Origin of the sequence: Agriterribacter humi, assembly GCF_009192765.1 — a bacterium.
Taxonomy (GTDB): Bacteria; Bacteroidota; Bacteroidia; order Chitinophagales; family Chitinophagaceae; genus Agriterribacter; species Agriterribacter humi.
Map to the genome: position 1 here is coordinate 152,485 of NZ_VOHQ01000010.1, position 13,631 is coordinate 166,115.

Genomic DNA, 13,631 nt, shown 5'->3' on the forward strand with positions numbered 1-13,631 from the left:
TCGTGGCAGTAGTTGAAATCTTCCTTCGCTGCTTATTTAATTTTTATTGGAATACCATTGTATAATTTTCCGTCCGCAGTTACAACAAACTGTTCATTTTTTTCCAGGCCACTCAATACTTCTACTTTATCGCCGAAAGTTTTTCCTAAACGCACCCACCGGAGCAAGGCAGTGTTATTACTGCCGATAGTGTATAAACCAGTTAACTGGTCTCTATGCTCAATGCTGGAAACCGGCACCATTACCGAGTTTCCTGTTGTTGTAACAGCTACCGGTTCTTTTACAGGGATCGAAACTGTTGCGTACATACCGGCATACAACCCCTTTTTATCTGCATCAGCAATATTTACTTTTATGATATACTGGCCACCTGTAAATTGTGACGATGGATTGATTTGAACAACAGTGCCTTTAATTGTTTTATCAATTGATTTGATAGTTACAAATGCTTCTGCGCCCTGGTGAATTTGATTGATGATATTTTCCGGCACGGATGCACTTACCTGGTAGCTTCCACTTTGTTCGATAGTTAATATCGGCATACCCGGATTTGCCATACTTCCGGCATCTGCTAATTTTTGTGTTACAATTCCGGAGAAAGGCGCAGTTAAGCTGGTGTAACCCAGGCTTGCATTTACTTCATTCCGCATCTGTCTTGCACCTTCTAATCTTGATTTCGCTGAGTTATATTGGAGTGTAACATTGTCCAACTCTTTTGCAGTAGCACTTTGTTGTTTATATAAAGTAGTAAACCGCTCATAATCCTTTTGCGCACTGTTCAAAGCAGCCTGCGCCTCAGAAATCATTGCATCAGTTTGCCCTCTTTTTGCTATCATATCCTGGTTACTGATAGTAGCCAGTAACTGGCCTTTACTTACATGATCGCCCACTTTTACTTTCAGCATTGTTATAAAACCCATCACTCTTGTGCTGATATTTGCGGTTTGCGATGCTTCAATTTGTCCGCTTACATTTATTCCCTGTTGACCTGTACCGGATGGAGTAGCAACTGTTACCATTACTGCTGCATCTGTGTTTGCAATAGCAACTTCTTCTTTGTTAGAAGAACAGGCGCTGAAAACAATCAGTCCGATACCTGCAAATATTTGTGAAGTCGTTTTTAAATTAATCATCTTGCTTGTATTTAAAGTAGTTTATTTATTAGTTGAAGTGGTTAGTAATTGTAAATATGCTTTGGTAACATTGGTTGTAAAAAGTGCCTGCGCCAAAGCAAATTTTTGTTGCGAAAGTTGTGTGGCTGCCTGTAACACGTCGGTAGTATTTACAAGACCCTGTTGAAAGCGATTTTGTAAAATTTGTAAAGCTTCAGTAGCCTGTTCGATAGACAACTTTTGCTGCTTAATATCAAATTGAGCGTCCGCAAGATCACGGTAAGCTTTGTTTATTTCTAATTGACTTTGCTCTTTTTGCTGCGTTAGTTGTTCAGACAATTTATTGCGTTCTAATTTTTGTGTCGCAATCTTATTCTTAGTGCTGTTTCCTTTAAAAATATCCCATGATAATTGCACGCCTGCCAAATAAGCATTAGCACTAAAGCCAAGCATCCGGTTATCATTTAACTGGTAACTTCCAAATGCGTTTAGCTTTGGATAATAACTCATTTTATTGGATTGAATCATCAGGTCAGATGCTTCAATCGCTTTTTGCATGGCTACAAAATCTGATCTTGAAGCAGCAATCTTTGTAATCGTATCGCTTGCTAAACTTTCTGCTTGCATAGCATTATCTACTTTATAAATAAACCCATCTCCCTGCCCCATCAGCAGGCTGAGGTAATCAGATGCATTACGGATATTACTGTTGGCTTTTGCAAGATTGGTTTCCACTGTTGTTACTTGTACCTGTACGTTCAATACATCGGATTTTTGAATTAATCCCTGCTTAAAATGGTTATCTGTAAATGTGTAAACAGATCTAGTTGTTTGCAATGCATCTTCTAAAACTTTCACTGCATCATAGGTCAGTTGGAGTTGCAGGTAAGCTTTTTGTACTTCAAAAGTTAGATACTCCTTGGTACGTTGTGTTTTGTATTGATATAATTCAGTTTGTTTTGCTGCCGCTTTTCTTTTGTATAACAAATCCATATTTACCAGGGGCTGCTGTACTTCCAGCTTTGTTGTAAAATCGCCGGTTGCTCCGGGGCTGTTTAACAATGCAGGATTGAAATCATTTTGAGTGATTGATTTTTGCTGCAGTTTAAATCCAAAAGCATTGAGTGGGTTATTGGTGCTCATGGCAGTGTAAGAAAACCCTACCTGCGGCAAATAGATAGCTTCTGTTTGCTTATAATTGGATGCTGCTATACTTTCATCCAGCTTAGCCAGTTGAACGGCTTTGTTGTTATTTAGTGTAGCTTTAATGGCCTCATTTAGGCTTAAATGTTTTGTACTGTCCTGAGCTAAGGCGACTGACATGATACTGTTTAGAATGAGGGCTACCCCAACAACCTTTAAAACGAAATTTCTTCTTCTGTTCATTAGCTTTTTTATTTGTAGCAAAACTAACTGCATAAAAAAGGTTGAACTGTAACATTTGTAACTTACCACAGAGCTAATTCCTTTCTCGTCAACATGTAACAGGCGTTCGCCTTTCTTAGGATCCTGTACACCTTTTTGTATTTGTCCTTTTTTTTCATGCTGCAACTATTTTTGACTGATAAGTATTGTATCAGGAAGTAAAGGTTAGTTTATCATATCTGTGAAGTATTACACAATAGAAGAAATGACTTGTATCATTCACACATTTGAATAACCGTATTGCCTATTAGAAGAATATTACAAGAAACACAGGCAAAAGATTACAAATCAAAATAATTGCCGGCCCAAGCGTAGGTTATTCTTGAAAATATTTCATTAGCTGAAAGCCGCCAAACAGCATAGAATTAGTGGAAATAAAAAAGTACTGTTCCGATATCGAATATCAAAACAGTACTCATTCAATCAATCTCTTGGTTAATTAATTTACATACTGGTTCACATTATTCCATGTACCGCCATTTATCACATTGGTAAAACCATTTTGCTCCAATATGGATTTTGCCTGGCTGCTTCTGCCACCACTAAGACAAAAAACAATAATGTTTTTCTTGTTTTTGAATTTAGCTAACTGCGTTGGTATAGTATTCAAAGGAATATTAACCGATCCTTTTACATGACCTCCGGCAAATTCTGCGGGATTTCTTACATCTACTAAAAATGCACCTTCATCTATTGCGGCTTTAATATCTACTTTGTGGCCACTACCGAATAATTGCTGTAAAATGTTCATAGTTATATTTTTATATTGTGAATTTTTTGATTACTCCAACCAATCCTGCTTTCGGTACCACCCCGCTTTGTCTCCACAGCGGTTTGCCGTTTTTAAAAAGTATCAGTGTAGGCACACCCTGTACCTGGTATTCCTGTGCAGCCTGCGGGCTTTTGTCCACATCTACTTTGATGATGGTCACCGCATCCCCAACTTCTCTTTTTACATCTTTAAGAATAGGTGCCATCATTTTGCAAGGGCCGCACCACTCTGCAAAAAAATCAACCAGTACCGGCTTATCTGAATTTATGATCTCGTTAAATGTCATTTTCCAATCTATTTTTTGTTTTAAATGATTCTCTTCTATTCTCTTTTTTAAACATACCAAACAACAATGTACCCATGATGGCTCCGTAAATTGTACTGTTGATTGGTTTGGATGTAATCAAGCAAGTGCCGGTTGCACAGCCAATTTGATGATAGTATACATATCCTGCAATAGCTCCGACAAATGCACCTACAATATAGAGCAGGTTGTTTTTACACCACTTCTTCATAATTGATATCTTTTGTAGTTTCAGAATTTCTTTTTGGAGGAGCCGTAGCACAACCCCCAACCCCACAACAACCAATATTAAATACGGGCATGATGGTAAATAATAGTCCTAAAATTCCCATTGTCCAGTCTTTTACAATTACAGATTGAACTATGATAAAAATTCCTAAGCCCAATCTCAAAAACCTCATAAAATTCCAGTTGCTGAATATTGCCTGTTTCATAAATTTATTTTATTGTATTGTACCTGCCTACAGCGCAGCTTACAAATGATTTTGCTTTACTTATTAAATTGTTACTTCCTTTTTCAGGATAGCCGAGAGCAGCCAGTTTCACCGCAAGGTCATTTCTTTCAATTGTAACGCCAGATACACATACTTTATCTTCAGCTTTATCAATTTCTACTGCCGTAACCCCTTTTAGTTTAAGTAAGGCTGTCTTAATGCTATTCATACAGCCGCCACATTTTATGTTTTCTACAAATATTTCATGTGTTGTCATTACTAATCATTTAATAGTGTAAAATTAGGATTTGTACGATTCCTCTTTGGTAACAAAGGTTACAAATGAAAACGTCTGAAATATTATATAACCCGGTTTCCTAACGAGGAAATTAACATCGTTAATTTCCGGGAATGTTGCAAGCTATTTGATCGCTGGTTTTTGTTTGGTAACATTTGATACTTACTACTATGATTATAATCGGTTATAGAATTTCATTAACCATTGGAGAAAAAAAAGTCTTGTAATGACTGTTACCTCACTTACATAAAACAGCCTGTGTGTAAATCACCGGCCGCCATGTCTCTTCGTTAGAGTAAAATCAATTGGTAACTTATATCACTTAATGATGGTATAGTTAAGTACAAGGAAATTTACATGTTAAAGGCAGCAATACATTTATATGCTATCAATAAGATAAACGATCAGGAAAACACTTACTAAAAAAATAAATGCAGTAGTAACAGTAATAAGTATGGAGGAATGTTTGTAATAACCAAGTGTTATCTGTTTTTCAGAACGCCTGTAACGGATATACGAAAGTACTGCAGTAACAGTGCCTACAGCGACTAAAATTATTCCTACGATGCCAGAGTACCCCTTTGAAGGAATTACATTTTCCTTTCCGAGTATCACGGAAGGGTATTGTTCAGCCGTCTTTTGCCATATTTCAGCTAAAGAATAAATTTTCTTCTGCGCATGAGCATCAAGGCTTAGTATCAGGCACCAAAAGGTGGCTGATATAATTATTTTATATCTCATTTTTATTTTGTAAAATGTAAAATCATTTACCTGAAAAGGCGATTAAGCCATCAGATATTAGGAGTAGTGTGAAAAAGAAAAAGTAATCAGATTAGGAGGCTGCGATGCTGAAGGAAGGGGGAACAGGAGAATGATAAAAATGGGAAACTACATTGTAACTTAGTCTGGTAGTGTTTAAAAAAGACTGGATATAGTATCCGGTATGATTGGAATTATTTGATGTGTGAGCGGGAGGATCTACTTGCTTGTGCTGAGATTTATCATCTTGAAAAAGAGATACTTTATTTTTAGCTGAATAACAATTACTATAGCTGCCAAATAGATGTTTGGAATATTGGGTACTACTTGTTTGATTAGATTTGGAGGGGATAGATGTTTGCGAAACAGAATTATTTATAAATAAACGTTTCAGCGGACAGGAAACAACCAATACCAAAATAGCCAGTGCAAACAGGGATGCACTGCACATTTTATTTTGATAAATAGTATTTCTTTTTGTTAGCATTTTTTCAAAACTAACTTTTAGCGTTAATATCCTATCGATTATTTTGACAATTATAAGTTAATAAAAGCTTCCAACACCATAATTGCACAAAAATAAATGGCTTGAAATTATAATATGACATCTTCTTCTTTGGATACTTTTGTTGCTTTCAAAATTTGCGTGTAAAGAAATTAACTAAAAAGAGAAGGCAACCTTTTACAGTTGCCTCCTGGTTTCCATCATGCTTGAATACACTTTATTGAACCTTAAAGCAGACGCTTTTTTTATGCTGTCATTACTTTACTCTGGCACACAAAATCTGTTTTAGGAATTGCTGTTTCGCTGATGGCTTTAAAGCCGCCTCCTATTTCAGTAAAATTTCTGTAACCTCTTGCCTGAAGAATAGATGCTGCCATCATGCTCCGGTACCCCCCTTCACAATGAAGAAAAAAATGTTCTTGGGGGTTTATATCTTTTATCCATTCATTAATAGCAGCAAGGGGCCTGTTATAAGATTCGTCAACATGCTCTGCAGCATACTCAGTTTCTTTACGAACATCAAAAACTTTGTCTTCACCTATTATCAGATCTTTTGCAAATTGCTCGGCAGATATTCTATCAACTACATCTGCCTCTTTACCTTCCGTCAGCCAGGCTTCAAAGCCGCCCTTTAAATGTCCCAATATATTATCAAAGCCTACACGGCTTAAACGGGTTACAGCTTCTTCTTCAAATCCTTCATCAGTAACCAATAACAAGGGTTGTTTTACATCTACAATTAATGCACCAACCCAGGGCGCAAAATCTCCATTCAATCCAATATTCACGGATTGCGGAATAAAGCCTTTATAAAAATCTGTATTGGCTCTTGTATCTAAAATTAATGCGCCGGTATTTTCTGCGGCTACCTCAAATTCATCAGGTGTTAAAGCCCTCATGCCATTATTTAAAACTGTTTCAAAACTTTCGTACCCCTTTTTATTCATGGCTACATTCAATCCAAAATATGCAGGTGGTGGAAGCAAGCCATCGGTTACTGCTTTTACAAAGGCTTCTTTATCCGGTTGATTTAATGCATAGTTCATTCTTTTTTGATTGCCCAATCTATCAACCGTTTCTTTCATCATGTTTTTACCACAGGCACTACCTGCACCGTGTGCAGGATATACTATTACATCATCAGCCAAAGGCATTATTCTGGTCATTAAACTTTCATATAATAAACCAGCCAATTCTTCCTGTGTCATATGTACAGCTTTCTGTGCCAGGTCAGGACGACCAACATCTCCGAGGAATAATGTATCCCCACTGAATATGCAGTAATCTTTTCCAGTGCCATCCTTCAGTAAATAGGTAGTGCTTTCCATGGTATGCCCTGGCGTGTGCAATACTTTAATGGTAACATCACCAATTTTAAATATCTGATTATCTTTTGCGACGATAGCTTCATATTCAGGACTTGCATTGGGACCGTACACAATTACGGCTCCGGTCTTTTTACTCAAATCAACATGGCCACTTACAAAATCGGCATGAAAGTGTGTTTCAAAAACATACTTTAATTTAACGCCATCCTTTTGCAACCTTTTTATATATGGCTCTGTTTCACGAAGCGGATCAATGATGGCAGCTTCGCCATTGGAGCTGATGTAATAGGCACCTTGTGCTAAACATCCGGTATAAATTTGTTCTACGTTCATACAATCGTTTTTAATTTTATCAATTGCACAAATATGCTTAGAGTTTTTGACCAGTTGGGTAACATTTGTTGCATTGAAGTTTGCTTTTTACAAACCCATCGTTTGGATCATCGTCTTGAAAACAAACAGTATTATGAACAGTTGGATATAAGGTTAAAAATGATTGGGGAGTATAAGGAGCTTTTATCAACGTTAAACAATACAACACTACTGAACAAGGCCCTTTCATTGGGACAAATAACCATTATTCAATATTTCTACGATGAAAGTTTCTATTTCGCAGCTTATGATAAATACCTGCAGACAAAATGAGAATATCAGCAGGCGGTGGCAAGGTTGTATAAGTTTCAGTTGTAGTACAAACCTGGTTAAATAACAATTAATCATTTTACATTTTCAACCACGTACTTTAAGAATTCATGATTTATGAACTTGCCTGCATACTGAATAAACAATCAATTGTGTCGGTAGCTATGTGCACCCGATGCCAATGATCCTTGTTTTTGGATATATTAACCCCTAATACAAAATAATTAGTGATCACCAATGGGAAATGAGATGCAAAAAATAATGTACATTTAGTAAGTATAGTTTCACAGCAATTACAAATATTAAAAATCCTGCCATGCTTTACGAATAAACACGGCAGGAATAAATTGTAAACCAACCTTTTTAGGATTGTAACCGGTAAACAAATTCATCAAGAATAATTTCTGTAACTCCATCGTGCTTTACCACTCTTAATTTTGTTGGATACCAGCTTGTTTTCTGAACCCTGGCTGGCTGGGGAATACTCCTTATATAATTAGTGTTATTCTTTAAAAACTCCAGCGTTATCATTGGTTCGTAAAAGTTGACTTTACCATCATATGAGCCATAGATAAAGGTTTGGGTAAAAGGCTGACCATTGAACTCTCCTGAAGTAGGATCAACCCAATGCGCACCCATTTGCGGGACGCCGCCCCCGGCATTAAAATACGCAGGTGGCAAATAAGCCGCAGCCGGAGCGTTATCAAATTTATCTTTTGCCATTTCATATGCAGGGATAGCAGCAACTTCCTGTGCTGTCATCATATAAAAATGAAAATCAAAATGCGGTTTTCCATATACAGGCTCAGGTTCATGACCGATCGGATTCCAGCCCATTCCTACATGATTAAACGGAATTATACTTGCTTTAGGATGAAATTTTAAGACCCAGTTATTTTCCGTATTGCCGTGGTCATGCTCACCCTCATCACCATTCCCAACAGGCACACTATTGAGCGCTGCATCTGTCAAACTAATGGCTAAACGTAAAGGATCCCCTTTTTTATCCAATTGTATCCATGTCGATGCTTTCCCATTATGCACCTGAACTTCAGGCCCTTTAAAGATTCCACTTTTTTCATTGTCTTTATCTTTTTTACAGGAACTGAATAAAGCAATTAATGCTAAAGAAGCGATTAAAAATTTTTTCATGATTAATGTTTTACTGATTTTTTGATAAAACAAAGATGGTTTAATCACCTACTTTTAGAAATGGAATAGTAAACGAATTGGTTAAAATGATGAATGAAATGCTTCTATCCAAGGGAAAAGTTATGTGAGAATACTTAATACCGCAATGATTCAAACCTTGCAGCTTATTATATCTTCAGCTATGGGATTATCAACAGTACCCATTCAGCACAGAAGATAATGTAGCCACCAATCCCAAGAACACCATCTCGTGTCCTCCCGGCAGCAGTAAATTAGACACTGCCAAAAGAGAGCAAATAACAGGCATGAAAGGTGCAGAGAAAAATGGCGAATATAAAATAACTGTACCTCAGAATGATCTGAATATAGCATGGCATTCCCGTAAGCCTGGTTCACGATGTTGACGGAATATTTCCGCCGCTGCTACAAACATGCCGCTTTGCATCATCAACTGAGCTATGCCAATGCTGCGCAGAAAGGTGGATTTACCGCCCTGATTTGCGCCGGTAATAATCGCGAGCCTGCGGTGTTTGATTTCCACCGCTTATAGATCATAGTAAGACATGGGTATTGGGAGTTGTGCAGTACCTGCAAGCTTCCCCCGTTTCATTATCTTGCCTATATTACCTCAGATAAGTTATAAAGAAGTGGGAGCTTAATTGTTAAGGATTAATTTTCCATACAGCTTCTGCACCCGCTTTTCTTTCATCGGTTGCACGAACAACCAAAGTATCTCCATTTTTAAGGTCACCGAAAATTTCAATACCTTTTTCTGTACTCATGCCCTGGCGTACATCCACCCATTCTGTCTTACCATTTCTGACAGCTATCACGAATTTCCTTTCCTGGTTAGTAGCAATTGTACCCGGTGCCACCACAAAGGAGGGCGCATCTCTTTGTAAATTAAGTTTTACATACGCAAAGCTCCCGGCTTTGAGCTGATTGTTCTTATTCACGAAGAGATACTCCCAGATTTCGGTCCTGTTTTTCGGATCAATTGCACCACTTTTTCTGACAAACTGTGCTGCAAAACTTTTGTTAGGATTACTTTGAACGCTAAACTGAACTTCCTTACCGGCAGTCCCGGTGGACACATACAATTCGGGAACCGCTACCCGCAATCTTAGGGTCCTTGTATGCTGCACCGTAAATATCGGGACCGTTTGACCAACCAATGCACCTCTATCAGCATTCCGGGCCGTCACAATACCATCGAAGGGCGCAGTAATTAAAAGATAACCGGCTACTTCATTATAAGATTGGGCAAGACTTTTGGCACTCTCATACGCAGCACTATCCGCCAGTTTCTGGTTACGGCTTTTCTCCAGGTCAACAGGGGCAACGATGCCCGCCGATTTTGCCTGAGAGGCGTTGTATAACCGATCGTAAACATCTTTACTTGACTGGTATCTCGCCTTTGCAGAAAAAAGCGCGGATTTGTATTCGGCCGACTTTGTTCTTATTTCAGGTGCATCCAGCACAGCCAGCGTTTGCCCTTTCCTTACTTCGTCACCGATATCTACCCGCATTTCTTTAACATATGCCTCAACTTTTGCTGTCAGGTCTGCTGTTTCGTAAGGCAATAACTCAGCCGGAAGTTCGATGGACTTACTCACATCGGAGCTTGTTAGAACAAACACGGGAACGGTATCTCTTACCTCTCCGGCAGTCTCTGTATTTTTTGAGTTTTTCTTTTCTGTACAGGCTGTAAAGAATAGTATAACTAATGAAAATTGGGCTATTGATTTTGTCATCTTATTGTTTTCGGCTAATTTTTATTCAATAATTCCGGATCATCGGGATCCAGCGATATTACTTTAAACTTTCGGTTTCCCGCTGCCCATTGATATACTGCCGGCAAGAAGAATAACACGCTTATGGTGGAAGTGATCAGCCCTCCAATAACCGCTATGCCAAGCGGTGCGATCTGTCCTCCCCCTAATGCCATTGGGATCATGCCGGCGATCATTGCCATACTGGTCATCAGGATTGGACGGAGGCGTGTTTCGGCAGAAAGCAAATGGGGATTTTGCGTGTTGCCACTTTTCCGAAGAACCTCTGCATTGGTTACAAACAACACGGCATTGGCAATGGCAACGCCTATCGCCATGATCGTTCCCATATAGGACTGAATATTCATGGACTGACCAGTGAGCAGCAATAACATTAAAGCGCCTGCAATAACGGCCGGTATAACAGCCAACATAACCGCGGCAATCCGAAACGATTGGAAAAATACTGCCATCAGCAGAAAAATGACCACCATTGCTACCAATAACCCAAACTGTAAACTGCTTAGCGTTTGAGAAAGTAGTTCTGATTGTCCCCTTAATAATATTTTAGCACCCCTGGGCAACTCAGATCGTATGCTTTCAACAATTTTTTCAGTTTGCTTGAAAGCCGATCCCAGATCTTTGTCGTGAACATTTGCAGTGACTGTAATATATCGTTGCTGGTTTAACCGGTCATACTCCCCAGGCATAGTGATCATTTTCCAGGATGCCACTTCGTTTAACAGGTGCGAATTACCGTTACCTGTACTTACAGGTATCATTTCTATCTGTGAAGTAGAATTCATCCGGTATTCCGGATATTGGACCTGGACAATATAGGCCGTTCCGGTCGTTTTATCGAGCCAGTAACCAGGCGACATAAAACGTGTGCTCGATGTTGCAGCAACTATAGAGCGTGTAATCTGTTCAGCGGTTAAATTAAGCTGTCCGGCTTTAACTCTGTCCACATCTATTTTTATAGCAGGATAGTCCAGTGGGGTTGCAATTTGTACATCACGCATGTACGGCAATGCGGACAATTCATTAACTATTTTTTTGGCAGTAACTTTTCCCTGTTCCAGATTTTTATTCACTACTGCAATCTCTACCGGATTGGTTGTTCCCATATTTAACACCTGGCTGGCAATGTCACCGGGTTCAAAAGAAATTATTGCATTGGGCAGTTCCTTTTTTACCTGCGCCCTGAGTTGTTCCTTAAAATCTTCTATCGGTATTGATCCGCTGCGTAGCTTTATTTTTGTTACACTTTCATGTGGGCCACCTGTCCATAAATATATATAGTTGACCGGAAAACTGGATGGTTGTGTGCCCACAAAAGCAGAGGTAATTTCTACATTCTCTTTGCCTGCTATTTTCGAAGATAATTGCAGCAATTTTCTCGTGGCATCTTCAGTTCTTTCCAATCTTGTTCCAACCGGCAGCCTCAACCTCACCTCTGTCTGCCCGGTATCAACTGTCGGAAACAGTTCTGTACCGATGCTGATAAAAAATAAGACAACCAGGCCAATGGACAGGGCAGAAAACAATAAGGTAACAAGGGCTGTCTTACGGGACAGCCGAACTATAGCGCCTTTATATCTTTTTTTTAATCGTTCAAAAAGATTATTGGAATGGGTGTTAGCAAGATGGTTTTTCATCATCCAGTTACTTATTACAGGAACAAAGGTTTGAGATAACAGGAAGGAAGCAATCATCGCGAAACCAACAGCTAATGACAGTGGCATAAACATGGCCCGGGGAACTCCATTCATAAATAAGGAAGGAACAAACACCGCGAGGATGCTCAGCAGGATCAATAATTTTGGGGTGGCGACTTCTTTACAGGCATCAGCTATTGCCTGGCGCTTTTCTTTCCCCATTTCCAGGTGCCGGTGTATATTTTCTATCGTAACTGTTGCTTCGTCCACTAAAATTCCTACCGACAAGGCCAACCCTCCAAGGGTCATGATATTAATGGTTTGACCGAAAAGATATAATACCGTAGCTGAAGTCAGTAACGCTAACGGGATCGTCATGACCACTATTAAAGCGCCTCTCTTGTCCCCTAAGAAAAGCAATACCATCAGGCCCGTTAAAACTGCGCCTAATCCACCTTCAAATAATAAACTTTTTAAAGCACTGACTACATATCCGGATTGGTCAAACTCATAAGATACTTTAATATCTTCCGGTATTGCAGCCTGCATATCGGGTAAGGAAGCTTTTACCAATTTAACAACGTCCCAGGTCGAAGCGTCGGCCCGTTTTGTTACCGGAATGTACACGGAGCGTTTTCCATTAACCAGTGCATAACTGGTAGTAACATCAGATCCAATACTGACGGTTGCAATATCTTTTACAAATACTGATGTGCCGCTTCCTTTTTGCAGGGGTGTATTTTCCAGGTCCTGCAAATTTTCGATCACACTATTCTGAGGCGTTAGGTACGTGCTGTCTCCAATCCTGACATTGCCCGCAGGAGATATGGTGTTGGAAGTAGCTAAAGACTGCATCACCTGCTCGGGAGAAAGTTGGTAATTCCGGATTTTATCAGGATCTATATTAACAATAACGGTTTTGTTATTTCCACCGAAAGGCGGCGGGGCGGATACTCCGGGCAGTGTAGAAAACATCGGTCTCACTCTGAACAACGCCAAATCGGAGATTTCGCCCAATGATTTGGTTTCCGAACTGAATACCAGTTGACCTACCGGTACACTCCCGGCATCAAAGCGGGTGATGAAGGGAGGAACAGTGCCCGGAGGCATGAATGCCCTGGAGCGATTCACATAACCAACAACCTCTGCCATGGCCTGCGCCATGTCGGTACCTTCATTAAATTCGATCTTGATAATGGCGGCGCCCTGTATGGATTTGGAGTCAACATATTTTACACCGGTTATATACAAAAAATGATATTCGTAATAGGAAGTAACAAAGCCCTCCATTTGTTCTGGTGAAAGCCCGCCATAAGGCTGGGCCACATATACTGTAGGTAAGCCCAACGTGGGAAATATATCTATTTTACTGTTGCGAATGGAGAGATAGGAAAAAAAAGCAATCCCCATAACCGCCACAAGAACAGTTATTGGATGCCTGAGTGCTGATACAATAAGTTTCATGTTGTT

The 13,631-nt window shown here is 39.4% G+C and carries 14 protein-coding genes; 1 reads left to right on the top strand and 13 read right to left on the bottom strand.

Translation table 11 applies throughout. The annotated features are described in order from the left end of the window. Positions 1-32 precede the first annotated feature (32 nt). The 9 genes from FRX45_RS16585 to FRX45_RS16625 form a co-directional block, all read right to left on the bottom strand. A complete protein-coding gene (locus FRX45_RS16585) occupies positions 33-1,133 on the bottom strand; it encodes an efflux RND transporter periplasmic adaptor subunit (RefSeq protein ID WP_152269572.1) in 1,101 nt (366 codons plus the stop codon). A 21-nt stretch (positions 1,134-1,154) separates the two neighbouring features. Continuing rightward, positions 1,155-2,498, bottom strand: coding sequence for a TolC family protein (locus FRX45_RS16590; protein ID WP_152269573.1), 1,344 nt, complete (start codon positions 2,496-2,498; stop codon positions 1,155-1,157). A gap of 478 nt (positions 2,499-2,976) precedes the next feature. Further along, positions 2,977-3,288 (bottom strand): rhodanese-like domain-containing protein, encoded by a 312-nt coding sequence (locus FRX45_RS16595; protein WP_152269574.1) that lies wholly within the window; start codon positions 3,286-3,288, stop codon positions 2,977-2,979. A 10-nt stretch (positions 3,289-3,298) separates the two neighbouring features. Beyond that, complete coding sequence (trxA, locus tag FRX45_RS16600; RefSeq protein ID WP_152269575.1) at positions 3,299-3,595, bottom strand: thioredoxin; 297 nt, start codon at positions 3,593-3,595, stop codon at positions 3,299-3,301. Further along, on the bottom strand, positions 3,585-3,824 hold the full coding sequence (locus FRX45_RS16605) for a DUF6132 family protein (RefSeq protein WP_152269576.1): 240 nt from the start codon (positions 3,822-3,824) through the stop codon (positions 3,585-3,587). Before FRX45_RS16605 ends, trxA begins: the two co-directional genes overlap by 11 nt. Then, positions 3,808-4,047: a hypothetical protein gene (locus FRX45_RS16610; RefSeq protein ID WP_152269577.1), complete on the bottom strand. Its 240-nt coding sequence runs from the start codon at positions 4,045-4,047 to the stop codon at positions 3,808-3,810. The genes FRX45_RS16605 and FRX45_RS16610 overlap by 17 nt, the downstream gene beginning before the upstream one ends. A gap of 4 nt (positions 4,048-4,051) precedes the next feature. After that, positions 4,052-4,324 carry a heavy-metal-associated domain-containing protein gene (locus FRX45_RS16615; protein ID WP_152269578.1) on the bottom strand — a complete coding sequence of 91 codons (273 nt, stop codon included), beginning with the start codon at positions 4,322-4,324 and terminating at the stop codon, positions 4,052-4,054. Positions 4,325-4,723: 399 nt separating this feature from the next. Next, positions 4,724-5,086, bottom strand: a complete 363-nt coding sequence (locus FRX45_RS16620) for a YidH family protein (RefSeq protein ID WP_152269579.1) — start codon at positions 5,084-5,086, stop codon at positions 4,724-4,726. 768 nt (positions 5,087-5,854) lie between these two features. After that, complete coding sequence (locus FRX45_RS16625; RefSeq protein WP_152269580.1) at positions 5,855-7,270, bottom strand: MBL fold metallo-hydrolase; 1,416 nt, start codon at positions 7,268-7,270, stop codon at positions 5,855-5,857. Positions 7,271-7,303: 33 nt separating this feature from the next. On the opposite strand from FRX45_RS16625, the gene FRX45_RS16630 reads away from it, so the two are divergent. After that, positions 7,304-7,582 carry a hypothetical protein gene (locus tag FRX45_RS16630; RefSeq protein ID WP_152269581.1) on the top strand — a complete coding sequence of 93 codons (279 nt, stop codon included), beginning with the start codon at positions 7,304-7,306 and terminating at the stop codon, positions 7,580-7,582. A gap of 360 nt (positions 7,583-7,942) precedes the next feature. On the opposite strand, the gene FRX45_RS16635 is transcribed toward FRX45_RS16630, so the two are convergent. The 4 genes from FRX45_RS16635 to FRX45_RS16650 all read right to left on the bottom strand — a co-directional run bounded on the left by FRX45_RS16635 (position 7,943) and on the right by FRX45_RS16650 (position 13,625). Further along, positions 7,943-8,731, bottom strand: a complete 789-nt coding sequence (locus FRX45_RS16635) for a hypothetical protein (RefSeq protein WP_152269582.1) — start codon at positions 8,729-8,731, stop codon at positions 7,943-7,945. A gap of 349 nt (positions 8,732-9,080) precedes the next feature. After that, positions 9,081-9,272 carry a MutS-related protein gene (locus FRX45_RS23860; RefSeq protein ID WP_226805423.1) on the bottom strand — a complete coding sequence of 64 codons (192 nt, stop codon included), beginning with the start codon at positions 9,270-9,272 and terminating at the stop codon, positions 9,081-9,083. Positions 9,273-9,393: 121 nt separating this feature from the next. Beyond that, complete coding sequence (locus tag FRX45_RS16645; protein ID WP_152269583.1) at positions 9,394-10,485, bottom strand: efflux RND transporter periplasmic adaptor subunit; 1,092 nt, start codon at positions 10,483-10,485, stop codon at positions 9,394-9,396. A gap of 14 nt (positions 10,486-10,499) precedes the next feature. Next, positions 10,500-13,625, bottom strand: coding sequence for an efflux RND transporter permease subunit (locus FRX45_RS16650; RefSeq protein WP_152269584.1), 3,126 nt, complete (start codon positions 13,623-13,625; stop codon positions 10,500-10,502). Positions 13,626-13,631 lie beyond the last annotated feature (6 nt).